The sequence below is a fragment of the Vibrio sp. 10N.239.312.C11 genome (assembly GCF_041466065.1).
GTDB classification, from domain to species: domain Bacteria; phylum Pseudomonadota; class Gammaproteobacteria; order Enterobacterales; family Vibrionaceae; genus Vibrio; species Vibrio tasmaniensis_A.
Genome location: NZ_JBFSRZ010000028.1, coordinates 35,251 through 58,824 on the forward strand (window position 1 = coordinate 35,251; position 23,574 = coordinate 58,824).

The 23,574-nt window shown below is 42.5% G+C and carries 24 protein-coding genes and 2 pseudogenes; 10 read left to right on the forward strand and 16 right to left on the reverse strand.

The window, feature by feature from the left end; translation table 11 throughout:
- Positions 1 to 72: 72 nt before the first annotated feature.
- Complete coding sequence (rfaH, locus tag AB6D07_RS13330) at positions 73 to 579, reverse strand: transcription/translation regulatory transformer protein RfaH (RefSeq protein WP_009847338.1); 507 nt, start codon at positions 577 to 579, stop codon at positions 73 to 75.
- Positions 580 to 1,080: 501 nt separating this feature from the next.
- On the opposite strand from rfaH, the gene AB6D07_RS13335 reads away from it, so the two are divergent.
- Positions 1,081 to 2,466: a peptide MFS transporter gene (locus tag AB6D07_RS13335; protein ID WP_012604544.1), complete on the forward strand. Its 1,386-nt coding sequence runs from the start codon at positions 1,081 to 1,083 to the stop codon at positions 2,464 to 2,466.
- A 106-nt stretch (positions 2,467 to 2,572) separates the two neighbouring features.
- Here AB6D07_RS13335 and hemH read toward each other — a convergent pair whose 3' ends face one another.
- The 3 genes from hemH to htpG all read right to left on the reverse strand — a co-directional run bounded on the left by hemH (position 2,573) and on the right by htpG (position 6,749).
- The gene (hemH, locus tag AB6D07_RS13340) at positions 2,573 to 3,535 is read right to left on the reverse strand and encodes a ferrochelatase (RefSeq protein WP_017103238.1); all 963 of its coding nucleotides are present in this window, start codon (positions 3,533 to 3,535) and stop codon (positions 2,573 to 2,575) included.
- A gap of 276 nt (positions 3,536 to 3,811) precedes the next feature.
- Positions 3,812 to 4,456 (reverse strand): adenylate kinase, encoded by a 645-nt coding sequence (adk, locus tag AB6D07_RS13345; protein WP_009847341.1) that lies wholly within the window; start codon positions 4,454 to 4,456, stop codon positions 3,812 to 3,814.
- Positions 4,457 to 4,844: 388 nt separating this feature from the next.
- Positions 4,845 to 6,749 carry a molecular chaperone HtpG gene (htpG, locus tag AB6D07_RS13350; RefSeq protein WP_017103239.1) on the reverse strand — a complete coding sequence of 635 codons (1,905 nt, stop codon included), beginning with the start codon at positions 6,747 to 6,749 and terminating at the stop codon, positions 4,845 to 4,847.
- Between the two features lie 270 nt (positions 6,750 to 7,019).
- On the opposite strand from htpG, the gene AB6D07_RS13355 reads away from it, so the two are divergent.
- The 3 genes from AB6D07_RS13355 to AB6D07_RS13365 all read left to right on the forward strand — a co-directional run bounded on the left by AB6D07_RS13355 (position 7,020) and on the right by AB6D07_RS13365 (position 8,894).
- A complete protein-coding gene (locus AB6D07_RS13355; RefSeq protein WP_017103240.1) occupies positions 7,020 to 7,931 on the forward strand; it encodes a transcriptional regulator in 912 nt (303 codons plus the stop codon).
- A gap of 1 nt (position 7,932) precedes the next feature.
- The gene (locus AB6D07_RS13360; RefSeq protein ID WP_009847344.1) at positions 7,933 to 8,448 is read left to right on the forward strand and encodes a regulatory protein ToxS; all 516 of its coding nucleotides are present in this window, start codon (positions 7,933 to 7,935) and stop codon (positions 8,446 to 8,448) included.
- A gap of 134 nt (positions 8,449 to 8,582) precedes the next feature.
- Positions 8,583 to 8,894, forward strand: a complete 312-nt coding sequence (locus tag AB6D07_RS13365; protein WP_017103242.1) for a SelT/SelW/SelH family protein — start codon at positions 8,583 to 8,585, stop codon at positions 8,892 to 8,894.
- A gap of 30 nt (positions 8,895 to 8,924) precedes the next feature.
- On the opposite strand, the gene yfcE is transcribed toward AB6D07_RS13365, so the two are convergent.
- Genes yfcE through AB6D07_RS13390 form a run of 5 tightly spaced genes read right to left on the reverse strand, consistent with a single transcriptional unit; the run spans position 8,925 to position 11,787 of the window.
- On the reverse strand, positions 8,925 to 9,470 hold the full coding sequence (gene yfcE, locus AB6D07_RS13370) for a phosphodiesterase (protein WP_017103243.1): 546 nt from the start codon (positions 9,468 to 9,470) through the stop codon (positions 8,925 to 8,927).
- Between the two features lie 47 nt (positions 9,471 to 9,517).
- On the reverse strand, positions 9,518 to 9,925 hold the full coding sequence (locus tag AB6D07_RS13375) for a CBS domain-containing protein (protein WP_017103244.1): 408 nt from the start codon (positions 9,923 to 9,925) through the stop codon (positions 9,518 to 9,520).
- Positions 9,922 to 10,272, reverse strand: a complete 351-nt coding sequence (locus tag AB6D07_RS13380; protein ID WP_004734245.1) for a P-II family nitrogen regulator — start codon at positions 10,270 to 10,272, stop codon at positions 9,922 to 9,924. Before AB6D07_RS13380 ends, AB6D07_RS13375 begins: the two co-directional genes overlap by 4 nt.
- On the reverse strand, positions 10,262 to 11,056 hold the full coding sequence (locus AB6D07_RS13385; protein WP_017103245.1) for a DUF1538 domain-containing protein: 795 nt from the start codon (positions 11,054 to 11,056) through the stop codon (positions 10,262 to 10,264). The genes AB6D07_RS13380 and AB6D07_RS13385 overlap by 11 nt, the downstream gene beginning before the upstream one ends.
- Positions 11,053 to 11,787: a DUF1538 domain-containing protein gene (locus AB6D07_RS13390; protein WP_009847350.1), complete on the reverse strand. Its 735-nt coding sequence runs from the start codon at positions 11,785 to 11,787 to the stop codon at positions 11,053 to 11,055. The genes AB6D07_RS13385 and AB6D07_RS13390 overlap by 4 nt, the downstream gene beginning before the upstream one ends.
- A 300-nt stretch (positions 11,788 to 12,087) precedes the next feature.
- On the opposite strand from AB6D07_RS13390, the gene AB6D07_RS13395 reads away from it, so the two are divergent.
- The 5 genes from AB6D07_RS13395 (at position 12,088) to AB6D07_RS13415 (ending at position 16,721) form a co-directional block, all read left to right on the forward strand.
- Positions 12,088 to 13,002 (forward strand): TIGR01777 family oxidoreductase, encoded by a 915-nt coding sequence (locus tag AB6D07_RS13395; protein ID WP_017103246.1) that lies wholly within the window; start codon positions 12,088 to 12,090, stop codon positions 13,000 to 13,002.
- Between the two features lie 43 nt (positions 13,003 to 13,045).
- Positions 13,046 to 13,873 carry an SDR family oxidoreductase gene (locus AB6D07_RS13400; RefSeq protein ID WP_017103247.1) on the forward strand — a complete coding sequence of 276 codons (828 nt, stop codon included), beginning with the start codon at positions 13,046 to 13,048 and terminating at the stop codon, positions 13,871 to 13,873.
- Between the two features lie 395 nt (positions 13,874 to 14,268).
- Positions 14,269 to 15,123, forward strand: a complete 855-nt coding sequence (locus tag AB6D07_RS13405; protein ID WP_017103248.1) for a co-chaperone YbbN — start codon at positions 14,269 to 14,271, stop codon at positions 15,121 to 15,123.
- Between the two features lie 209 nt (positions 15,124 to 15,332).
- Positions 15,333 to 16,262 (forward strand): SPFH domain-containing protein, encoded by a 930-nt coding sequence (locus AB6D07_RS13410; protein ID WP_009847354.1) that lies wholly within the window; start codon positions 15,333 to 15,335, stop codon positions 16,260 to 16,262.
- Positions 16,263 to 16,265: 3 nt separating this feature from the next.
- Positions 16,266 to 16,721 (forward strand): NfeD family protein, encoded by a 456-nt coding sequence (locus tag AB6D07_RS13415; RefSeq protein ID WP_017103249.1) that lies wholly within the window; start codon positions 16,266 to 16,268, stop codon positions 16,719 to 16,721.
- A 37-nt stretch (positions 16,722 to 16,758) separates the two neighbouring features.
- Here AB6D07_RS13415 and cueR read toward each other — a convergent pair whose 3' ends face one another.
- On the reverse strand, positions 16,759 to 17,154 hold the full coding sequence (gene cueR / locus AB6D07_RS13420) for a Cu(I)-responsive transcriptional regulator (protein ID WP_009847356.1): 396 nt from the start codon (positions 17,152 to 17,154) through the stop codon (positions 16,759 to 16,761).
- A 353-nt stretch (positions 17,155 to 17,507) separates the two neighbouring features.
- Here cueR and AB6D07_RS13425 point away from each other — a divergent pair, with 353 nt between their 5' ends.
- Complete coding sequence (locus tag AB6D07_RS13425) at positions 17,508 to 17,684, forward strand: hypothetical protein (RefSeq protein WP_017103250.1); 177 nt, start codon at positions 17,508 to 17,510, stop codon at positions 17,682 to 17,684.
- A 36-nt stretch (positions 17,685 to 17,720) separates the two neighbouring features.
- On the opposite strand, the gene AB6D07_RS13430 is transcribed toward AB6D07_RS13425, so the two are convergent.
- The 6 genes and pseudogenes from AB6D07_RS13430 to zipA all read right to left on the reverse strand — a co-directional run bounded on the left by AB6D07_RS13430 (position 17,721) and on the right by zipA (position 23,455).
- Entirely contained in the window at positions 17,721 to 18,086 is a 366-nt protein-coding gene (locus AB6D07_RS13430; RefSeq protein ID WP_017103251.1) for a DUF2799 domain-containing protein, read from the reverse strand.
- Between the two features lie 63 nt (positions 18,087 to 18,149).
- On the reverse strand, positions 18,150 to 19,538 hold the full coding sequence (locus AB6D07_RS13435; RefSeq protein ID WP_017103252.1) for a hypothetical protein: 1,389 nt from the start codon (positions 19,536 to 19,538) through the stop codon (positions 18,150 to 18,152).
- Positions 19,519 to 19,675, reverse strand: a pseudogene (locus tag AB6D07_RS13440) (DNA ligase). Before AB6D07_RS13440 ends, AB6D07_RS13435 begins: the two are co-directional and overlap by 20 nt.
- 387 nt (positions 19,676 to 20,062) lie before the next feature.
- A pseudogene (locus AB6D07_RS13445) lies at positions 20,063 to 20,194 on the reverse strand (DNA ligase); the annotation flags it as partial.
- Positions 20,184 to 22,136: a BRCT domain-containing protein gene (locus AB6D07_RS13450; RefSeq protein WP_372091669.1), complete on the reverse strand. Its 1,953-nt coding sequence runs from the start codon at positions 22,134 to 22,136 to the stop codon at positions 20,184 to 20,186. The pseudogene AB6D07_RS13445 and the gene AB6D07_RS13450, both read right to left, overlap by 11 nt.
- Before the next feature lie 182 nt (positions 22,137 to 22,318).
- Positions 22,319 to 23,455 (reverse strand): cell division protein ZipA, encoded by a 1,137-nt coding sequence (zipA, locus tag AB6D07_RS13455; protein WP_017103254.1) that lies wholly within the window; start codon positions 23,453 to 23,455, stop codon positions 22,319 to 22,321.
- Positions 23,456 to 23,574: the final 119 nt, after the last annotated feature.

Sequence of the window (23,574 nt, forward strand, 5' to 3'; positions counted from 1 at the left end):
AATCAAATACTAAAAAAGGCGTATTATGCGCCTTTTTGTTTTAAGCCTAGTTTTTACTTTTTAATATTTCACTTATACGTGAGCTTGTAGTGCTTCGTTTTCAATACTGATCGGAACCACTTGGCTGATCATTTTTACGAGCATAATGGATCGAGCTTCGCCATCTTTCTGATGGTAAATAGCTTCAACACCCGCAAACTGGCCACTATTAATTTTGACAACTTGCCCTGATTCAAACTCAACACAGCAATCTTCAACTTCGCTACTGCAACACTTCTCGAACTCTTTTAGCTCAAAAACCAAATCACCTTGGACTTCATACGGCCTTGCACCGAACTTAATAAAGTCGACAACACCACGAGTTGAACGAACGGTAGTAAAGCTTGGGCCTTGCTCATAATCAAAACGGACAAAGATATATGATGGGAACAGCGGTTCTTGGACCAACTTCTCTTTCCCTCTCACTACCTTTTCGACTTCTATTTGAGGGTAAAAGCACTCTACCCCCTGATTTTCTAGGTGCTGTTGAGCGCGTTTTTGATCACCACGCTTACAGTAAAGTAAATACCAACGTTTCATTTAACTCGCCATCTTCGTTCTTTGGACATTTAACCACAGCCTAAAACAATTTAGTCGCCGTTAATAAATGAGTCCTGATAAGCGAGAAATTACGCGGAACAGACAGACTTATCAACCAAAAAGTCATAGGTAAAAAATTTGGTCAGTCATTGTACAAGGAACATTTAGAGATCAAAAGACTCATTGCTGTAAGCATATGTATATCGCAGATAATATGAATAACATTCCCTATAAGATCATAACGATAGGCTAGGGCAATAGATCTAAACATTTTTATTGGATAGGGTTTTAAAAAAGGTTACTAACCAACCAGGTCAAATATGGAAAATTAGTTTGCAGCACAAGTAGAATGGGCCACATTAAAAGTAAATTTATTTAATATCAACGTCTTAGCAAAACCAAGTTATCGTGACCACAAAATACGCCTATTGCAGACTTTTACCCTACTGTGTATACATGAATGACTATAAAATCTTTTAATATCTAAAATTAGTAAAACTTATGCCAAGCAATCACAACATCTTTGGCCACCCTAGAGGCCTATTTTTATTATTTAGCACAGAGCTATGGGAACGTTTCTCCTACTACGCGATGCGTGCCATCCTTGTTTTATTTTTGACTGACACGACCCTCAACGGTGGACTTGGTTGGTCAACGAAAGACGCACTTGATCTCTACGGTATTTACACTGGCTTAGTCTACATCACGCCATTGATCGGTGGCTGGATTGCCGATAACTACTTAGGACAACGTAAATCGATCCTAGTGGGTGGTGTATTAATGGCACTCGGCCAGTTTACACTCGCTCTTCCTAACGGCGCTATTGGCTTAGACCAAGTAAATGCTCTTTATCTAGGTTTAGCACTACTTATCAGTGGTAACGGTATGTTTAAGCCAAACATCTCGACCATGGTTGGCGACCTATACCAAGAAGGCGATAACCGCCGTGACGGTGCATTCACCATTTTCTACATGGGCATCAACTTAGGTGCATTATTAGGTGGCTTGATTTCAGGCGCTGCTGTCGACTCTTTCGGCTGGAAAGCAGGTTTCTTAGCCGCTGGTATTGGTATGGTTATTAGCTTAATCATGCAAATGACAATGGCTCAATCTTGGTTAGGTAACATTGGTTCAGTGCCCGCAGCTGCGCGAGCAAAAGCACTGAACAAATCAAAAGAAAAAACGCCACTAACCAAAGAAGAGTTCGATCGATTAAAAGTTATTCTGGTTATGGGTCTATTCGTCATAGTTTTCTGGGCGGGCTTTGAACAAGCTGGCGGTCTGATGAATATCTATACTCAACAATATACTGACCGCATGATTGGTGGCTTTGAAGTCCCAGCAGCGTGGTTCCAATCTCTGAACCCATTCTTCATCATTACACTTGCACCAATCATTGCTGCATTTTGGGTTAAGCTTGGTAAGCGTGAACCAAATTCTCCAGTGAAATTTGCAATGGCTTTGTTCTTCCTAGCTCTTGGTTTTGTGTGCATGATGGGCGCTGTAATGGAGCAAGGTGGCGACCTAACAGTGAAAACATCAATGCTGTGGCTAGTAGGTGCTTTCTTCTTCCATACCCTTGGCGAACTTTGTCTATCTCCTATTGGCCTGTCGTTGGTCACTAAGTTAGCTCCGCTTCGTCTCGCATCGCTAATGATGGGTGCATGGTTTGGCTTCAACGCTGTCGCAAACTACGTAGCTGGCCTTGTGGGTTCTCACGTTGGTGAGCTTGGCGCAATGTCTATCTTCGGTGGTATCGCAATTACAGCGACAATAAGTGGCGTCTTACTTCTTCTTTGTGCTGGCAAGCTTGTATCATGGATGCATGGCGTAGAAAGCAACATGATGCTTGAAGCAGAGCCAAAAGCAGAAACTTCGGTTGCTTAATATCTAGACCTATTTCAAGAAGAAACATCCAGATCAAAAAGGGCTGCTCAATGAGCAGCCCTTTTGTTATTTTTAGATGTGCATGACAGTTTAGGCGAAGTCGTATTTAACGATACAGCGCCACTAACTCCGCCATCATATCGATGTGCGAGTCTCTATCATTCAGACACGTAATGTAGCTAAAGTCTGAGCCACCAGCGTCAATGAAGGTCTCTTTACACTGATCCGAAATCTCTTCTAACGTTTCTAAACAATCCACAGAAAATGCAGGCGCCATAATATCGATTTTTTTGATGCCTTTGCTTGGCAATGATTCAAGTGTCTCGTCAGTGTATGGCTTCAACCACTCTTCTCGACCAAATCGAGATTGGTATGTCATGGTGATATCATCCGCTGATAAGCCTAACTCAGCAGCAAGGAGCTCTGTTGTCGCTTCACAATGCTGTGGGTAGATGTCGCCTTCATCAGCCAATCGTTTCGGAATACCGTGGAAAGAACAAACTAAATGATCGGCTCTACCATTTTCATCCCAATGGCTACGCACGCTTTCAGCCAATGCTTTTGCGTAGCTTGGGTGCGCGTAGTAGTCGCGAATAAAGCGATAGCTCGGAATCACTGGCATCTGCTTAAAGGCCTTGGTTAAGCCATCAGATACGGCCGCTGTGGTTGTGCCTGAGTATTGAGGATATAAAGGCAATACGATGATGTCTTCAACGCCCTGACCCATTAATTGCTCAACGCCCGTTTTAAGGCTTGGGTTACCATAGGTCATACCCAGCGCTACGGGTATCTGTAATTTTTTCTGGAGCTTTTCGGCTTGTCTTTGAGAGTACACAAGCAGTGGTGAGCCTTCATCCATCCAAACAGACTGATACAGCTTAGCCACTTTCGGCGCTCTAATCGGTAAGATCACCCCATGTAAAATAGGACACCACAACCAACGCGTTAAGTTTACGACTCGCTTGTCGTGTAAGAATTCACTCAAAAATCGACGAACGCCAGCTGGGGTCGCTGAGTCTGGTGTTCCTAAGTTCACCAGTAAAACGCCCTGCTTGTTATTATTTTCCATAGATACCTGAGACCAATATGTAATTTTCTGGAACGTAATATACTAATCTACATAAGTTTAAGATCATTGTTGTGCCACTAAATTTAAGAATAATCGTTCTTAACCTAGGTGATCACAACATCACATTGATCGTTAGCCGCGCGAATCTAAGCCGTACCACGGAAACAGTGCACAATCGAGTTTATCTAGATTGGTATATGACTAAAAATTGAAACAAAAAAAGCGACCTTAAGGTCGCTTCCAATATATCAAATTCTAAAACTGGCTGTTAGCCAATTATGCTAGTGCTTTCTCAAGTTCTGCACTAACTTCAGCAACTTGCTTAGTACCGTCGAACTTAAGGTACTTAGTGTTACCTGCTTCAGCTTCTTTACCGTAGTAAGAGATAAGCGGAGCTGTTTGATCGTGGTATACACCTAGACGTGCACGAACTGTTTCTTCTTTGTCGTCATCACGAACCACTAGCTCTTCGCCTGTGATGTCATCTTTACCTTCTTCTTTAGGTGGGTTGTACACATTGTGGTATGTACGGCCAGAAGGAAGGTGAGCACGACGACCAGCCATACGCTCAACAATCACATCGTCAGCTACGTCGAATTCAACAACGTAGTCTACTGCGATACCCATTTCTTTTAGGCCATCAGCTTGAGGGATTGTGCGTGGGAAACCGTCTAGTAGGAAACCTTTCTCACAGTCATCTTGAGCGATACGCTCTTTGATAAGACCAAGGATAATTTCATCAGAAACTAGCTGACCAGCGTCGATTACTGATTTTGCTTGCTTACCAAGCTCAGTACCCGCTTTGATAGCAGCACGTAGCATGTCACCAGTTGAAATTTGAGGGATACCAAATTTGTTCATGATGAAGTTAGCTTGAGTACCTTTACCCGCGCCAGGAGCACCTAGAAGAATGATGCGCATGTTTAATCCTCTTATAAAAATTATGATTTATACCGAAGCTCACTATCCCGCCTCTCTGGTTCAATTTAAGTCGAACAAGAGAGGTTAAGTAACAACTGAGGCTAAGCACAACTGTAAACAGAAGCAAAACGGTAAGTTTCGGTATAACGTTTAAAAATCATACAACTGGAGATGATAGGTTCATAGTGCCAGCTGATTAGGTCGAGCATTCTATCACATTAATATTCAATTTTGCTGAAATTAAGACTAAAGAATGTATCGACAGCGTTTGCGTTCGTCTCATTAGCAACTTTAGCGACATTTCGATGAAGTTAAGCGACGTTCACAAAAAAAGCCCGCATTAGCGAGCTTTTATTTATAATTATGAGCTTAGCCCAAAGTCGAAAGACTAACGTTTTGTCAGTAGTTCGTTGATTGCACCTAAGAATTGTGACGGATCTTCCATTGAGCCCTTTTCAGCCAGCATAGCTTGACCAAGTAGTAGCTCAACCCAACGGCCAAACGCTTGTTCGTCCGCTTCATCAGCCATCTGTTTCACAAGTGCGTGCTCAGGGTTAATTTCAAAGATGTACTTAACTTCAGGTGCAGCTTGACCCGCAGCTTCAAGAAGCTTAGCCATTTGCGTGCCCATTTCGAAGTCATCAGTCACCACAACCGCAGGTGTTGTTGCTAACTTGAACGTAGTCCGAACTTCTTTAACACGACCACCTAGGTAAGATTGAGTGCGCTCAACAACAGATTTGAACTCTTCTTCTGTCTCTTTTTGCTTCTCTTTCTCTTCTTCGCCTTCAAACTTGCTTAGGTCTAAGCCCGCTTTAGTGATCGATTGGAACTGTTTGCCGTCGAAGTCAGTCAGGTAATTCATTACGTACTCATCAATACGATCGTACATTAGAACCACTTCAATGCCTTTTGCTTTGAACTGCTCCAAGTGTGGACTGTTCTTAGCTGCAGCATAGCTGTCTGCCGTTAGGTAATAGATCTTGTCTTGATCTTCCTTCATACGTTCTACGTAAGAAGCTAGGCTGATGGTTTGCTCAACAGAACCCACTTCCGTTGATGAGAAACGAAGTAGACCAGCGATTTTTTCTTTGTTCGCCATGTCTTCTGCTGGGCCTTCTTTCAATACTAGGCCGAACTCTTTCCAAAACTCCAAGTACTTATCGTTGTCATTCTTCGCCATGCGCTCAAGCATAGTGAGTACACGCTTAGTACATGCGCCACGAAGAGACTGAGTCACTTTGTTATCTTGAAGGATTTCACGAGACACGTTCAATGGTAAATCGTTTGAATCAATCAAGCCGCGAACGAAGCGCATGTAAGATGGCATAAACTGCTCTGCGTCATCCATAATAAACACACGTTGCACGTATAGTTTCAAGCCGCTCTTATGATCGCGGTTCATCATATCCCAAGGTGCTTTCGCAGGAATATAAAGCAGGCTTGTGTAGTCGTTCTTACCTTCAACTTTGTTGTGGCTCCAGGTTAGTGGATCAGCAAAGTCGTGAGATACGTGCTTGTAAAACTCTTGGTACTCTTCTTTCTCGATATCAGACTTGTTACGAGTCCAAAGCGCTTGAGCCTTGTTAATTTGCTCCCAATGCTTCTCTTCGGTGTCTTTACCTTCGTCATCTTTCACCGCTGTGAAGATAGAGACAGGAATACCGATGTGATCAGAATACTTACCAATCACTTCACGTAGACGCCATTCATTTAGGAACTCTTTGCCGTCTTCACGCATATGAAGAATGATGTCTGTACCACGAGATTCTTTCGTGATGTCTTCGATAGTGTAATCACCTTCACCCGCAGAGTGCCATTGCACGGCTTGGTCATTAGCAAGTCCAGCTGCTCGAGTGCGAACAGTCACTGCGTCTGCAACGATAAATGCAGAATAGAAACCAACACCAAATTGGCCAATAAGCTGAGAGTCTTTGCTTTGGTCATCAGACAGCTTTGAGAAAAAGTCAGCCGTACCTGATTTAGCAATCGTACCCAAATGCTCGATAACGTTGTCGCGGCTCATACCGATGCCGTTATCAGAGATCGTTAAAGTATTTGCTTCAGCGTTGAACGAAAGTTTCACACCTAAATCAGCATCGCCTTGGTAAAGGTCGCCATTTGATAGCGCTTGGAAACGAAGCTTATCAGCCGCGTCAGATGCGTTAGAGATCAGCTCACGTAGAAAGATTTCTTTATTTGAATACAGTGAGTGAATCATTAGATGAAGTAGTTGTTTTACTTCAGATTGAAAGCCACGAGTCTCTTTATTTTGCGTTGCCGTTTCGCTCATTTTTACTCCAAAACATCTATACTTTATGTTGAATAACCATAGGGGCGTTGCACATTATGCCACTCTTCTGTTCATTAACATGAGGATGACAAATGTAAATTCAAGGTCAAAAAGCATAAAAACACTGTTTTTTTGATCTGTTTTTATTATCCTTGAGTGTTATAAATATAAAAGAACATAAAAGAAGCCATGATTTGGTGAAGAATTAACAGGACTTCACCTGAGATTTGTCTATTTCACACCCCAAATCATCTAAAATAGAAGAATTCAATGAGTAATATCGGCACAAAGTTTATTCTCGCACAGCGGTTCGTATTCGACCCAAATAGCAACTCACTTGTTGATCAGATGAGCGACGGTGAAGTCGTACGCCTTGGCAGTAATGAAAGCCGCATTCTCCTAATGCTGTCAGAAAGACCCAATGAAGTTATCACTCGAAACGAATTACACGAATATGTTTGGCGAGACCAAGGCTTTGAGGTGGACGACTCCAGCTTAACGCAAGCGGTATCAACACTCAGAAAAATGCTAAAAGACTCAACCAAGTCTCCGGCGTTTGTTAAGACTGTTCCTAAACGCGGTTACCAATTTATTGCGACTGTTGAACGCTCAGCACCACTGTCATCAAACGATCAGCCAACAACAGCTGAAATTGCAGAAAATGACGTAGAACCTATCTTAACATTTGCTAATACCACATTAGCTGATGAGGTCATCACTGAAACTATCGACCCAGAGCCAATTGCAAAGGCTCAAGAGCCTCATGTCGAATCGGAACAGGTGACCCATCAGGCTAAACCTAAAACTGAAAGCCCGAATAAATGGTTAACGTTTGGAATACTGCTTGTCGCTTTCATCATGCCAGTACTCGTTTTGACGTTAACGAACCCAGCAGAGTCAGAGTTTCGAACATTAGCAGAGGTCAATGGTGTCAAAGTTCAAACACCTATTAACCACCCGACTCTGACTAGTTGGCTACCAGCGATAGAGAAATGTGTATTGCGTTACAACACCAGCCACACTGGCATGCTAAAGCCAACTGAGGTGATTGCAACAGGCGGACAAGGTAACAATCTAGCTCTAAACTATATTCACCCGCAAGATTACTCGAGCGAGAATGTAACTCTAAGAATTTACGCAAACCAGTCGGATGTACACGACATTTGTAACGGTGGTCAGTAACATGAAATTAAAATTATCCATTATTTTACTGGTTATCTCTGCTTTCTTGAGCGGCTGGTTATACTGGGGTAGCGATGCAAAGATAGAACGCTTGCTTACGCAACACGAATGGCAATCGAAAATGGTGACTCTGATTAGCGATATCAAGCAAGAGGATTCAATCGGGCCACTGCGTAAGGTTGAGCTATCATCGAATGCGAAGTATTTGCCAAACGGTACGTATCTGAGAATGGCTGTAGTTAAACTGTATGGCACTCAGACTGCACCCGCAAACGTCATCAATATCTCCGAAACAGGTCAGTGGGATATTAACGATAACTATTTACTGATTTCGCCAACGGAGTTTAAAGATGTGACTTCTGCTGAGCGCCAAGATTTTTCGGAAGAGCAACTCGAGCTGATCACTCAAGTGATTAAAATGGATGCAGAACAAAGCCGACGCATTGATATTATTAATCAGAAAGCACTGCTGCTCACTAGCCTAAATCATGGTTCTACGGTGTTATTCTCAAACTAAAATCAGATTAAGCTAAAACTCAACAGTGATTTACTGTATATCATTAAACGATATACCAATAGAAAGGGGCATGATGCCCCTTTTTTATTAACTGTTGACATCAAACTACTGTTTTAGGATTTTTAGGGGTATCTATGAATACAGAACCAAGCTCGGTAAGTGCATCAATCACCAAGGCAACCATCGCAATACACTATTGTCGTCAATACAATTGGATGCTTCGTTCTAGTTGGTTATGCCAAGAGTTACTGCATACTTTCAGTGAAGAGATAGAGCAAGTGAGTTTACACCCTGATACCGGAGGTCGATTTGAGGTTTTTTGTAATGGAATACAGATTTGGGAAAGAAAAGCGGACGACGGTTTTCCTGAGGCTAAAGTTCTGAAGCAAAGAGTGCGAAACATCATTGCTCCAGACAGGGACCTCGGCCACGTAGACTCAAAGTAAGCCTTTTCTAACGCCGCCGATTGAGTTTATTTAAAGCTCGCCACTCACAATTACGTCACCCTCAAGGCTAATAACTTTGAACGTTTTATTTTCATATACACCGTAGCTAGCCGCGTGACCATCTCGTGGGAATGTCACCGAGCTAGGATTAAAGATAAAGATGTCATCTTGGTATTCAGCAACAGGAATATGAGTATGACCATGGGCAATAATATCGCCCGCCTTCAGCGCAGGGCGTTTATTGGTGTTGTACAAATGACCATGAGTTAGAAAAATACGTTGGCCTGATTCTAATAGTACCCACGAGTAATCCATCATCATTGGAAAAGACAACAACATCTGATCCACTTCGCTATCGCAGTTACCACGAACAGCAATGATCTCTTGAGAAAACGCATTCAACTTCTCTGCAACCGCCGGCGGATTGTATCCTTCAGGGATAGGGTTTCTTGGACCATGATTCAGAATGTCACCCAATAGCACTAAATATTGCGCACCAGACGCTTGGTAGAGTTCTAATACCTTTTCTGTTGCTGGCAGCGAACCGTGTAGGTCTGAAGCAAAAAATAATTTCACACGTACTTCTCCATAAAATTTATGAGCCTATTGTACGTATCTAACAGCTACACGTCATCTCTCGCCATACCGTTGATCACGATATTATTGTAACTAACCATACCGACTATTTTATGGTCACTGACCACAGGTGCACGACTGATACCAAAACGCTCAAACAAGCGTGCACAGTACTTCACATTCATATCGGCAGACACGCTTAGCGCTGGCTTGGTCATGATCTCATAAACATTGGTTCGCTTCGGAGAACGGTTCTTAGCCAGTACTTTCTTAGCAATATCATTCATCAACACGATACCGTACTCATCATCCTCGTGGCGTTTATCGACAATGATTGCCTTCACTTTGTGCTTCTTCGCCATCTCTATCGCTTCTAACACCGTAGTTAGCCCATCGATAATCACATACGTATTGGCCATGACATCGCCTACTCGGATCTTTTCATTGGTACTCATAGCTCATCCTCCACAACCTTTGTTAACGTCTCAACTTGATGCGCAACGCCGACTGCATCTTCCACATCTATCTGTACTGCAATACCCTGTCCCGATTCTTGGTCAAACTCCCCCACTTCACTAATTCTTTCAAGAATATGCCTTGCTAGATGCTCCTCAACGACAAACAGCAGCACATCTTTTTGCACCTCTAACGTTAACCCAAAGAAGGTGCGCTTTTGGTTTAGCCCCTGCCCTCTGGCATTGTTAATCACGGTTGCCCCTGTTGCACCCGCATCACGCGCGGCGTCGAGCACGATATCGGTCTTGCTCTCTTCTACAAACGCTAAGATAAGTTTAAAGCGCATCTTTGCTCTCCTTAGAGGATTGTGATCGGTTTAGCCATTGCGTTATTTGTGCATACCCCATCACGGATATAATTGGAAATAAGCTCGCGAAAGCAATCAACCCAAAGCCATCAATTAGCGGATTTCTTCCTGGCACCGTTGACGCGAGTCCCAACCCAAGTGCCGTCACTAAAGGAACCGTCACCGTTGATGTCGTAACCCCACCAGAATCGTAAGCCAATGGAATAATCAATTTGGGAGCATAAAAGGTCTGAATCACCACAATGACATAACCAACAATGATGTAGTAATGGATAGGGTCGCCAGCCACGATGCGATAACTACCTAGCGATATGCCAATCGCTACGCCTAACGCCACGGAGATCCTCAGCCCGTTAACACTAATACTGCCACCAGATACTTGGTTCGCCTTAATCGCCACTGCAATCAAAGAGGGCTCGGCTATCGTGGTACTGAACCCAATACAAAACGCGAAAAGGTAAACCCAGTAATAATCAAACCAAGCCAAGGTAAGGCCTGAACTGACCTTGAACTCAGTCAAAAAACTTGGTTCGGTGAGTTGCATTGCCATAGTCTCCCCTAAAGGAAACAGCGCGAGCTCTAACCCCATCAAAAAGAGCGACAACCCAAGAATGACGTAAAAGAAACCTATCAGCACTTTGCCTAAGTTATTAACTGGCTTACGCAGCACCGCTAATTGGAAACCGAAGATGATCACCGCAATCGGAATCACATCCATGACAGTGCCAAGAAAGGTGTCAATAAATTGCTGAGCACTGATCATGTCACCACCATCCCGTAGACCATGACAAACATCATCGGCAGCAGTGAAGCAAAGGCGATCAATCCAAAGCCATCAATCATCGGATTTCGCCCTTTAATCGCAGAGGCCAAACCCACTCCCAATGCGGTCACTAACGGAACGGTAATGGTCGATGTAGTCACTCCGCCAGAGTCGTACGCAATCCCAATGATGTTTTCAGGAGCAAATGCAGTGAGCACCACAACTCCAATATAACCTCCGATGATCATGTACTGAATTGGCCAACCTTTTAAGATTCGCAGCACACCAAGTAAGATGGCGATCCCCACCGACAATGCTACGGTGAAACGCAAACCATCGGCGTACTGTTCCATTTCGTCTAGAGAGTTGGGAATAACACCACCTTCAGCGGCCACTTCTGCTGCTTCGGCGGCCACTGCGGTTAATGCGGGTTCCGCAATGGTGGTACCAAACCCTAAACAGAAAGCGAAGGTCAATAACCAAAACACGCTCCCCTTACGAGCAAAAGCTTGAGCCATCGACTCGCCGATTGGGAACAGACCCATTTCAAGGCCAAAGATAAAAAAAGTCAGTCCAAAAACCACCAACACTAAGCCAGTTAGAATAGACAACAGATGAGGGAGTGGTTCTTGCAAAACAGCAAGCTGGAAGAAAGCAATTACCGCCACGATCGGCAAGAGATCCCTTAGGCTACCTAACATGGCTCGAAACAAAGCAAGCACTGCCGTCATCGCAACTCCTAGTCATTGAAATTGTGTCTGGTTATTAATTACTAATAATCATGGCAAATCCTTATCATTCCTTATGTGACAAATATTACGCAGTTGGTAACATATCGGAGTAAAGTGCATAAGTGTGATAGCGGTATACATCCTAACCTGATGAATTTAATTTCATTCTTTCGTAAATTGATACGGCGTAATTTGGGTATCACACGATTGAAACCTTATGATCGTTATAGTGATTTTTTCGTATTGATTGGCGTTCAAAAACAAGCCATGTCTATAATTATGTTTAATAGGGAGATTGGTATGAAGATATTGTTAACTGGTGGTACGGGATTTATTGGTTCTGAATTGGTCAAAAGTTGGAATACTGACGATGTGACATTGTTGACACGGAGCCCCGAAAAAGCGAAGCAAAACCTAAATCACCTGAACCAGAATAACCTTCATTACATTCAATCTCTTGATGAGCTCAGTGATCTCAATGACTTTGATGTGGTGGTCAACCTCGCGGGTGAACCGATTGCCGATAAGCGTTGGAGTACAGAGCAAAAAGAGAGGATCTGTAACAGCCGCTGGCACATCACTGAAAAGCTGGTCGAATTAATTCATGCCAGTAGCAACCCACCACACGCTTTTATTAGCGGCTCAGCCGTCGGTTACTATGGCGATCAACAACAACACCCATTTGATGAATCACTACAAGTAGAAGACGAAAGTTTTCCTCACAAAGTCTGCGCGCACTGGGAAGATATAGCCAAGAGAGCCCAATCCGATGAGACGCGTGTGATACTACTAAGAACGGGGATTGTGTTAGGTGAAAATGGCGGTGCGTTGAAGAAGATGCTAATGCCCTACAAACTCGGAGTAGGCGGACCACTTGGTTCAGGCGAACAGTACATGCCTTGGATTCACATGCTTGATATGGTGAGAGCCATCAACCACTTATTGTCAACTCCTCACGCTCAAGGGGAATTTAATATGTGTGCCCCGCACCCTGTCACCAACAAACTGTTCAGCAGTACACTCGCCAAGCAACTACGCCGACCTCATTTCTTATTCACTCCGAAATGGGCAATGTCGCTTCTGATGGGTGAATCTTCTTGTCTGCTCTTTGACAGCATTCGTTCCAAACCAAAGAAACTCACTGAAATAGGATTTATCTTTAGTTACTCAAGAATAGAACCAGCCTTAAAAAACTTGTTACAACATCAAGATTAATTCTTTACCCTTGAGCGATAAAGACTCTAATGAAGGATTAAGCGTGAACAAGTCGATTCTGATCACCGGTTGCTCAACGGGTATTGGCTATACATGTGCGCATGCACTACAAAAGCGTGGTTTCCACATCATTGCATCGTGTCGTCATCCGCAAGATGTACAGCGTCTGCAAGATGAGGGACTGACCTGCATACAGCTCGACCTTTCTAACCAAGAAAGCATTGAACAAGCTGCACAACTTGCTATTGAGCTAGCGCCTAACGGATTATATGGTTTATTCAATAACGGCGCTTATGGTCAAGCTGGCGCGCTAGAAGACTTACCAACCCAAGGTCTCAGAGAGCAATTCGAAACCAACTTCTTTGGCTGGCATCATCTTGTTTGTCAGATACTTCCGCACATGCGCGAACGCGGCGAAGGTCGAATCGTACAAAACAGTTCCGTATTAGGCTTTGCAGCCATGAAATATCGTGGTGCTTACAACGCTTCAAAGTTCGCGCTAGAAGGCTGGACAGATACGTTACGTTTAGAACTGCATGGCAGTGGTATTAATATCTCGTTATTGCAGCCAGGTCCAATAGAAACCCAATTTAGAAATAATGCCCTGAAAGCTTTCAATAAATGGATCACCATTGCTGGCAGCGCTCATCAAGACGCTTATCAACAACAAAAAGACCGACTCGAAAAAGAATCATCGAACAACGCTTTTGTTCTCCCGCCTGAAAGTTGTATTGAACCGGTTTATCACGCACTCACCGCCGATAAGCCCAAACTCAGATACCGAGTGACGACCCCAACTAAAGTGTTCGCGGTATTGAAAAGAATTCTACCGAGTCGCTTGCTAGACCCTATTTTGAGAAAAGCAGCATAAATTACTAACTTTGCATCAACAGTCGCAAACTTTAATGTAACGATGTAATTTTTCCGTAACAATAAGATGTCATGATTGTCCTATCTCATCAATTATTCCCAATTGATGAACCTAATCTGGATATTTCATGACTTTAAACCGCCTTAATTGGGTCGGTGTGAGTCTGGCGATTACGTTGTTTATTCTGTTTTGAGTATCTTACGCTATGCCTCACTGACCACCTCAATGATAACGCTATGCCTTCCCTGTTGAGATCACCACTCTATCAACATAGAAGCATAGCGTTTTTCTATTTTGGCTCTTTTTATTTGAGATAACCAAGTTAGATCTTGAAGTTACCAGCATCTCCCCCCATATTTGCAACGTACCCACAAAACACACCTCAAGGAACGTAAATGCAATCTCCGCATATTGTTGAACTTAATGAGCAGAACTTTCGTCAAGTATTAGAAACCTCAATGCAGACGCCTGTACTCATCCACTTTTGGGCACCAATGAGCCAAGAAAGTGCTCAGGTGATCCCTGAACTGCAAACATTAACTCAGCAATACAACGGCGCTTTTACTTTAGCTCTGTTGAATTGTGAACAAGAGCAGGCAATTGCTAGCCAATTTGGCGTACAAGCACTCCCTACTATTGCACTGTTTGTTAACGGTCAGCCTGTTGATGGTTTGGGTGGCCCACAAAGCATAGAAGCGATTGTTGAAATGTTAGGAAAACATCTTCCTAGCCAAGACGAGCTCGCACTGCGTCAGGCTCTCGAGCAAATGCAAGCAGGCGAGCACGCACAAGCGCTCGCGGCAATGCAACAATTGCCAATAGAGCTGACGAGCAAAGGCGAGGTAAAACTGGCAATCGCAGAATGTTTACTAGAAACGCAACAGTTTGATCTAGCTGAAACTCAGCTAGACACCATTCCTCTAGAGTACCAAGATAATTACTATAAAGGCTTAGTCGCAAAGCTTGAGCTTCACAAGCAAGCAGCAGACAGCCCTGAAATACAAGCATTAGAAACCACTCTTCAGCAAGACCCAAATGACGCTAAGACAGCATCTGAATTAGCATTGCAATATCACCAAGTGAATCGCAACGAAGAAGCGATGGAACTGTTGTGGTCTTTCCTTGCAAAAGATCTAAATGCTTGCGATGGCGATATGAAAAAAGAGTTCATGGATATCTTAAGTGCGCTTGGACAAGGTAACCCAGTTGCCAGTAAGTACCGCCGACAGCTGTACTCTCTGCTCTACTAACTAAACCCTAAAAGCACTAAAGATAAGCATCGTATATCTCATCGAAAACTGACAATTCAATCAATTAGTTTATCGAATTAAATAATGTAAATGGGCCATAAAATCAATATTTTATGGCCCATTTCTCATTTATAAATTTGCTCAGAATTTAAATATGAGCCAGTATCAATACTGAACTATCAAAAACTTAAACTTGCAAAGGATTTTGTATGGCTATTGATACATTGATTACTATCGGCGTCTTTACTGCCGTCGCAATATTGTTTATTTTCGCCGGAGTAAAAACGGTTCCGCAAGGCAATAACTGGACCGTAGAACGCTTCGGCCGTTATACACAAACCCTCCAACCAGGTCTGAACCTGATCATTCCATTTATCGATAAAATCGGACAACGCATCAGTATGATGGAACGTGTTCTCGACATCCCGGCACAAGAAGTCATCTCCAAAGATAATGCAAATGTGGTTATTGATGCGGTGTGTTTCGTTCAAGTGATCGACGCGCCTAAAGCGGCTTATGAGGTGAATGATCTTGAGCACGCGATTCGTAATTTAACTCTCACCAATATCCGTACTGTACTGGGCTCGATGGAACTGGATGAAATGCTCAGCCAGCGAGACATGATTAACACCAAATTATTGAATATCGTTGATGAAGCGACAAACCCTTGGGGTGTCAAAGTTACACGTATCGAAATCAAAGACGTACAGCCACCAGCAGACCTTACCGCTGCGATGAATGCTCAGATGAAAGCCGAGCGTAACAAACGTGCAGATATCCTAGAGGCAGAGGGTGTACGACAAGCTGAGATATTGAAAGCAGAAGGTCACAAGCAATCAGAAATCTTAAAAGCAGAAGGCCAAAAGCAAGCCGCGATACTTCAAGCTGAAGCTCGTGAACGGGCTGCCGAAGCTGAGGCTAAAGCGACAGAAATGGTATCAACAGCGATTGCTCAAGGTGACATGCAAGCAGTCAATTACTTTATTGCACAAGGTTACACCGACGCACTGAAGTCTATTGGCCAAGCAGAAAACGGTAAGATCATCATGCTACCGCTCGAAGCGACTGGACTAATGGGTTCTGTTGCGGGTATTGCAGAGATGTTTGCACATAAGAATGACAAGGGTAGTAAGGACTAACTTATGGTCGAATTGCTCGAACAAGTAAACTACTGGCATTGGTTAGCGTTTGGCCTAGCATTGTTAGCGCTTGAGCTAATTGGAACCGCTGGTTACTTTTTATGGATAGGCATATCTGCCATGCTGGTCGGCGCCTTATTAGGCGCACTACCAATCGGTTGGCAGATGCAATGGCTATCCTTTGCGAGCTTCTCGCTTATCACCACTTGGCTGTGGTGGAGAAGACAGCTATCTAGTGACAAGCAATCTGACTCTACTCGAGACCTTAATCAGCGAGAGAAACAACTGATTGGAAGAAAGACTCGCCTGTTAGAGCCGGTACAAAAAGGTAACTGCAGGATAAAGCTAGGGGATAGCTCATGGTCTGCGATGAGTACACATGATATTAATGCGGGAGAGGAAGTCGTGATTACTGCTGTCGATGGCATTGTTCTCACGATAAGCCCTACTAAACAATAATCAAGAAAACCCTCCGTCAAAGCCATAAGTAACCAACTTATGGCTTTTTCTCTACAAGTGAATCGATAATTGGGCAATGGCTATTTGAGTCACCAGGGCATTGTTCAACCCACTCTTTCAATGTCTTCTGAATGATCAGTAAGTCTTCAATTTTTTTATTCACTTCTTCCAATTTACTTAACGCTTTTGCTTTAACATCGGCACTTTCGCGACATGGGTTGTCGGCTAATTCAACAAGCGCACGACACTCATCAAGCGAAAAACCAGCGCTTCTCGCTTTCGCTACGATTCCGAGCTCTTTAATCTGCTTCTCACCATAAGACCGATAACCATTTTCAGAACGCAACGGTGCAGATATCACCCCTTTGTCTTCATACAAACGAATAGACTTAGGTGATAACTGCGTGAGGCTTGCAACTTCGCTTATGTTCATAATATTACTCAAGTAAATATCGCATAAAAACTATTTAGAAACCTAAGACTATTATTCAAACATCTAGGAATGCTAACTACCGAAACAAAAACATTGAAGCAATATAATGTTCGAAAATAAAGTCTGCTGTTTATGGCTATTTTACATCAAATGATGAGAGTAGCTTAGATTTTCCAACAAACCCAAACACCAACTATCAACAAGTTACTGTTTGAAATAGCAAAATAGGCATTCATTATTTTTCATAGGAAATTTTTTGATTTTTTTGATTTTTCATCAACCTTATACATAATTGAGTATTGAGCATAACGTTTAATGCTATTTATTTTTGGTAAGTGTAAAGGAAGGCAAACATGAAACTTTTAACTTTAGCGCTCGCTTCAGTATTTATTTTTTCAGCTCCAGTCTCTATTGCGAAAAACAACTCAGGGAAAGTATTTGGTGCGGGTGTTCAGTGCACATTCAGTGACGGAGCGATAAAACAACTACCCCGTGAACTGTGCAAAGCATATGGAGGCACACATCAATAATTATAATGGGTAGGTTTAAATTAACGATTTCTAAGCCTACCTAAACTTATAGAAATCAGCACCAATAAATGCATCCCAACCTCTTTGCCACTCAGCTTTAATCATTACCTCTTGAGGCATATCGGCACATTGGTCTGTATACCTTGTTCCTTTGATGCCTTTTTCAAACGCTTTATAGGGATCACAGAATTCTAGTTTTCCTTTTTCATAACCAGCAAGATACGCAGACTCATCAAACTCAACCTTTCCTTTGATATCAGCTAACGAGTCATTATCTATCATGTGACCGTGAGAACCAAAGCGCTCACCTTGACCATACCAAAACTCAGCAGCAGTTTTCGGTGAAGAAGTACATGCTGCTAAGCTAAAAGTAATTAATGTAACGGGAATAATACGCATCATAAATATCTCCTAAAAAGCAAAAAAGCTGGGCACTAGCCCAGCTTCAATTACTGTGTCATCAACTTACTTTACAGAAAAAGGAATTGTTAACATAAGTTTAAAGTCTTCTTCATCTTGGAATAAGTTCGTGTAACCAGTCCAGTTTGGTGCATTAGTGTCATTGTAGTAGTTAGTATAGTAGAAACTAACGTTTGCGTCCGCCAATGCACCGGCTTGAATTGCGTAGTTTGCAAAGAAGCTGTATGAGTACTCTGTGAGATCCTCGAATCCTTGAGCTTCTGAACCAAAGCCGTATGCGCCGTTCACACCAGCACTGAAGCCTTTACCACCAATATCAGAGAAATCACGTGCAGCTGATAAGAAGAAAGCCATCTCGCCATCGTGGTTAAAGTCAGAACGGTTGTTCCACCAGACGTCGTAAGCACCGTTAGAACCACCATATTGGCTAGTCAAACGATACGCCATATTACCCGCAGAGCCGTCAACAACTGAATCCGCTACCGTGTATGTCGCTTCGGCACGGTAAGAGTATTGACCCGAAGAAAACGCTGTTAGCATCGCAGCTTGGAATGCAGTGCTGTCATACTGCTCGTCATCATCAACTACATAAAGTTGTGGAGACCAGTATAAACCACCATCAGTTGTGCCTTTAACCTTAACGTGGAAGTTCTTACGATCACCATCCGTTAATGCACCGTAACCGACGTCAACTGAGATACCATTTTGCATAGCATAACGAGCACCTAGTGAGTATAGAGTGCCCGCATCTTCACCATTTGTAGTTTGGAATTCATATGTTTCTTTGAACCAAGGAGCTTTATACTCATCAGCAACAACTAAGCCTAAAGATAGATCACCAAACGTCGCACCAACTTCACCACCCATGTAAGTACCAGGAGCAAAAGACCAGTTAACACCTAGTGCACTTGGTACGGAAGGCTGGAAGTAACCTAGTTTAGCAGTAACATCTTGCCCAAACTTGAATTTAGCGTTTGCAGTGGCGAAAGATACACCATTGTCAGTACAATCACTCCACACATTTGAACATCCGCTATCTTTAGCTTGTTTATCATAAGGGTTATTCACACCCCAAAAGTTCATTTCGTGGTCTGCACCACCATTTTGCCACATATCAAACGTGCTATAGATCACAGCATCAAGACCAGCAACACCACCAACGTAACCAGAATTAAAGCCAATGTTGGCGAAGACTGAGCCATGATCTAGATTTGTTTTCTTGGCAGTGTCATTACCATTTTTATCTACGTCACCTCGGTCACGAGCACGCATCATGAAGTTTAGATTACCGCTAATTGCCGACTCAGAGAAGAATTCAGACACTTCACCAGAATATTCTGGTCCTACAGGATCATTAGCCATAGCTGGTGCAGCAGAAAGTGCACCTACCATTGCTGCTGTGATCGCAGATACTTTAAAAAATTTGTTTTCCATGGAATAAAACTCCTAAAAATGGATATAGCTGTTTGAATATTTCCCGCCTAAAGTTGGCCGCCGTAGAGAGAAATACCTTTTCTTGTTTGAGAACTCTTAAACACAGAATTCTCGATTTCCTTTCTGGTTATACACAATGTGCATCCATGCCAATAAGACTAACTTCACCCCCAAAAAGATCAATGAGAACTTAATTCTCATCTAAAAAAATATGAGTTGGTGCAAATTTATCATGTACTTAGTGATCCAGATCTACTAATTGAAAAACCCGAAGGGAAAAACAACAAACTCATTAAAAAACAAAAACTTACCGAACCCTCGACCTCTTAAAAATTGATATCACTCGCATTTAACAAACAACTAGAACAACATTTCATTAATGTTGAGCGTCATCACTGTCCTAATTTCATAGTTCGTATAGGAACAAATTTCTCAACAATTAAAAAGTGATCATTTTTATATCAGAAACAAAAAAGGCACTCCCTTGAAAGGAGTGCCTTTGAGCTTTTTTTATCTGTATTTACTTACGAAGGAAGGGCTATTAGATCTTCTTCTATTCTTATTTCGATACATAAATCTTGTGCTTTGGTCAGTTTAGAGTCCACAACTTCACTAGCAAATAAGATGTCCGTTTTCTGAGATATATTACCCTTGACGTATCAAATCAAGATATTCTTGCTCCGAAATAACCTCGACATCTTTATCTCTAGCGCCATTTATCTTCGTTTCACCTACTTTTTCCCCGGCTACTAGATAAGTTGTTTTACTTGTCACTGATTTACCAACTTTTGCCCCTAGCGATTTAGCATGTTTTTCCATGTCACCGCGCTTCCCTTGTAGCATTGTTCCTGTGAAAACAATAGTTGCACCTGCTATTGGTGAAGATGAATCCTCTTGTTCTGAATGCTTAGTCGTAAGACTTAAGTTAAACCCAAGCCCATAAACTTTTAGAAACTCTTCTTTAATGTTAGCTAAACCTTCAACAATCGCTTCTGCGCTAACTGTCGCAAACCCATCTAACTTGGCAATGCTTTCTGCGGTAGCGTCAAGCAACTCTAGCAATGAGTAATGTTGAAGAAGCTTCTCGCAATTGCCTCCCCCCAAACGACTTACTCCAAATGCTGAAAGAAAACGCCAGTCTTCAATTTCAATATCTTTACTTGCCTGTAGTTGATCAGATAGGTTCTTAGATGTCTTATCACCAAACCCATACATTGCAAAGTGATGCGGTTTCAAGTCATATATTTGATGAATATGATTAACTCCGAGATTGACTAGTTTCTCGATGTTTTTAGGGCCAAATCCGTCATTGTTGCCCAAGGTTTTGAAAAAATGCACCAACGTATTTTCTGTTTGTGCAGGACAGTCACTTTTATTTGGACATACCAAGTGATCGGATTCCCAAAGAAGATGAGACTGACAGCTAGGGCATGACTCTGGTATTTGAGGCGGTGCTGGTTTTATCACTTTTTCTATTTTCGGGATCACCAAGCCGCTTCTAACAATTTGAAGTATTGCGCCTGGGCCTACGCCATTGGTTTTAACCATGTTGTAATGGTGAACCGTTACCCTACTAATAGTCGCACCACTAATTCGAGTCGGAACTAACTCAGCTACAGGAGTAACTCGACCTGTTCTGGATGTTTGAGGTGTAACACTAATAACTTCTACTTCTTCTGATTCATCGTTAATTTTGAAGGCTATTTGCCACCGATGAAACTTTCTCGTTGCCCCCATGTGTTCCTTTATAAGGGGATCTGTAGCTTCCAAAATAACGCCATCGACATCATAACCGACCGCATTCCAGATCTTATCAATGGTCTTTTCAAAATCAACGATCAAGTCCTCATGACTGCCAATCCAGTCATCAATTAGGCTAAATGGGTAGAATACGCAGGCGCCGTCCTTAATTGCCTCTAGAACTCTTTCATCAACGTTTTTTTCTGCAATTATAGCCGCTTGTATGTTTCGTGAATTTTCAAAATATTGACTTAACTTTTCTTCAAAATAAGCTTTGTCGATAACGATCTCACCAGCGCCTAAGCCTCTATCTCCATTTTTAGCCACTTTTAGGCCGCGTTCAAAAGCTCTCGATACGTCCTGACCTTTTACGCCGTCACCACGTGTGTAAAGCTTTTCTCCGTCATCAAAAGCAGCATAACCGTCAAGCTTTGGAGTCACTCTAATTTCTATAGCTTTAGTATCAAGGCCTATCTCTACAGCAGCTTTGACGATTCTATCTAACCATTTCTTAATTTCTTCTTTTGAATATGCCTTATCTGTAGACAACATCTTTTGCGGTAAAGTCACGGTTTTACCAAGGTTCATTACCTCGGACTCTACAGAAGTAATATATGTATGATTTGGACTATTTTGAGCAAATACCTCTCTAAATGTGTCGTAAAGAGCATCTTCAATTACAGGAAAACCTGAACGATACAAAGCATTCGCAACCTTCAGTAAACCTAGAAGTTCATCTTCACTCAGCTCATCAATACTTCCATTGCTAATTGCAACTTCTAACGTATTTAAATCAACATCTACTTCCAGATCTCGAATTGTGGAGAGTTGATTATTGTTAAACTTAAATTCTGTCATTATCTACTACCAATCGGTTCTTTGTTCTGTTGTAGAAATTAGCCCAACATCACATGCTAATTTCTAGGGATGGATCAACTTAGTAAGTAAAGCTTTCTCTGTCGTGATTGAAATATCAAAAAGGGCTCCCTTAGGAGCCCTTTTCTATAAATATAGATTATTTACAAGGCTAAACAATACGGCTAGGCGTTAGCTGCCGTCATAAAGTCTCGGATTTGCTTGCGGTAGTCAGACAAACGGTTTGGCGTCATTAAGTTACGTGACTCATCCAATACGTTTCCGCCCATATCGTCGGCAATTTTCTGTGCAGCACTCAGCATCACATTGAAGTTTTGGTCAGCTTGACCATAACAAGGCAGCGTCATAAAGAACGAAATACCTTTGGTGGTAAAGTCAGCAGGGTCGTCATGTTCTAGTGTTCCTGGCTGCATCATATTTGCTACGCTGAAAATAACTTTTGGTTCATCGCTCGCTTGTGCAAAGCAGTGGTAGATCGACATTTCACCATAAGCTAGGCCGTTGTTCTCCATGCTACGGAAAAGTTCAGTACCCACAAATGGGATCTCCCCGGCACAGTGAACATTTAGAACAATGACTTCAAGGCCAAGATCTTCATCTGAATGAGTTTTTTCATCTAACTTACTTTCGTCAGCTAAATTAACTTCGTCACCCAACTGAGCTTCTTCTGCTAAGTTAGCATCTTTATCTAACTTAGTTTCTTCAACCGAAGTAACACTTTGTGCAGCAACCACTTCTTTCCCAATAAATGGTTCGCTTGGCGTTAAGCCTTCGCTAGAAAGCAGTGGATCAGCGACCACATCAGAGGCTTCTTCAAACGAACCGTACTGCTCTTTAAAGCCTGCGTGATTTTGTTTTTGCTCGTCAGTCAATTCAAAGTTAGGAACTTCAGGTTCAACAACCTTCTCTTCCTCAACCTGTTCAAGCTCACCTTTAACTTCGATCGGGTCTTCAACACTGAAAGAAGGAAGATCATTCAATTCTATTTCGTCTTCGTGAGCATCTTTTTGCTGTGGCGCTGACAATGGATCTGAGTCAATCAGCGGATCAGTTGCAGACGGTGAGACAGCAAAATCCGGTTCTTTACGCTCTTTTCGGATTATCTCAAAATCATCCTCAGGAGCGAATGAACGGTTTGGGATCGTTTCAGCTTCATCTAAGCTGTCGTTATCAAGCTTACCAAGCGGCTTATCTCCAAACTTTGCTTTCCCTTCTTTCTTACTCGTCCATAGACCATGGAACAATAATGCGGCGATAGCTAATGCGCCAACAATAATGAGTACAAATCGCAATTCCTGCATTTTTCGCTCTCAGCTTTCTTAGTCAACTAGCTATAAACACGCTGTCACTAAGTTAGGTTAATTTGGCTAATCTCACTACTCTATCAAAAGTAGCCACTGTTTTAGAACCACTTAATACA

Bases quoted from the DNA above. Each gene is read 5' to 3' on its own strand.
- AB6D07_RS13360 (WP_009847344.1), top strand. From the start codon at position 7,933: ATGAAATTAAAATTATCCATTATTTTACTGGTTATCTCTGCTTTCTTG.
- AB6D07_RS13390 (WP_009847350.1), bottom strand. From the start codon at position 11,787: ATGACGGCAGTGCTTGCTTTGTTTCGAGCCATGTTAGGTAGCCTAAGG.
- AB6D07_RS13450 (WP_372091669.1), bottom strand. From the start codon at position 22,136: ATGACAGAATTTAAGTTTAACAATAATCAACTCTCCACAATTCGAGAT.
- AB6D07_RS13415 (WP_017103249.1), top strand. From the start codon at position 16,266: ATGGTCGAATTGCTCGAACAAGTAAACTACTGGCATTGGTTAGCGTTT.
- AB6D07_RS13435 (WP_017103252.1), bottom strand. From the start codon at position 19,538: ATGGAAAACAAATTTTTTAAAGTATCTGCGATCACAGCAGCAATGGTA.
- hemH (WP_017103238.1), bottom strand. From the start codon at position 3,535: ATGGAAAATAATAACAAGCAGGGCGTTTTACTGGTGAACTTAGGAACA.
- AB6D07_RS13335 (WP_012604544.1), top strand. From the start codon at position 1,081: ATGCCAAGCAATCACAACATCTTTGGCCACCCTAGAGGCCTATTTTTA.
- zipA (WP_017103254.1), bottom strand. From the start codon at position 23,455: ATGCAGGAATTGCGATTTGTACTCATTATTGTTGGCGCATTAGCTATC.
- AB6D07_RS13395 (WP_017103246.1), top strand. From the start codon at position 12,088: ATGAAGATATTGTTAACTGGTGGTACGGGATTTATTGGTTCTGAATTG.
- AB6D07_RS13425 (WP_017103250.1), top strand. From the start codon at position 17,508: ATGAAACTTTTAACTTTAGCGCTCGCTTCAGTATTTATTTTTTCAGCT.
- AB6D07_RS13385 (WP_017103245.1), bottom strand. From the start codon at position 11,056: ATGATCAGTGCTCAGCAATTTATTGACACCTTTCTTGGCACTGTCATG.
- AB6D07_RS13365 (WP_017103242.1), top strand. From the start codon at position 8,583: ATGAATACAGAACCAAGCTCGGTAAGTGCATCAATCACCAAGGCAACC.
- AB6D07_RS13410 (WP_009847354.1), top strand. From the start codon at position 15,333: ATGGCTATTGATACATTGATTACTATCGGCGTCTTTACTGCCGTCGCA.
- cueR (WP_009847356.1), bottom strand. From the start codon at position 17,154: ATGAACATAAGCGAAGTTGCAAGCCTCACGCAGTTATCACCTAAGTCT.
- htpG (WP_017103239.1), bottom strand. From the start codon at position 6,749: ATGAGCGAAACGGCAACGCAAAATAAAGAGACTCGTGGCTTTCAATCT.
- AB6D07_RS13405 (WP_017103248.1), top strand. From the start codon at position 14,269: ATGCAATCTCCGCATATTGTTGAACTTAATGAGCAGAACTTTCGTCAA.
- AB6D07_RS13380 (WP_004734245.1), bottom strand. From the start codon at position 10,272: ATGCGCTTTAAACTTATCTTAGCGTTTGTAGAAGAGAGCAAGACCGAT.
- AB6D07_RS13355 (WP_017103240.1), top strand. From the start codon at position 7,020: ATGAGTAATATCGGCACAAAGTTTATTCTCGCACAGCGGTTCGTATTC.
- AB6D07_RS13430 (WP_017103251.1), bottom strand. From the start codon at position 18,086: ATGATGCGTATTATTCCCGTTACATTAATTACTTTTAGCTTAGCAGCA.
- adk (WP_009847341.1), bottom strand. From the start codon at position 4,456: ATGCGCATCATTCTTCTAGGTGCTCCTGGCGCGGGTAAAGGTACTCAA.
- AB6D07_RS13375 (WP_017103244.1), bottom strand. From the start codon at position 9,925: ATGAGTACCAATGAAAAGATCCGAGTAGGCGATGTCATGGCCAATACG.
- rfaH (WP_009847338.1), bottom strand. From the start codon at position 579: ATGAAACGTTGGTATTTACTTTACTGTAAGCGTGGTGATCAAAAACGC.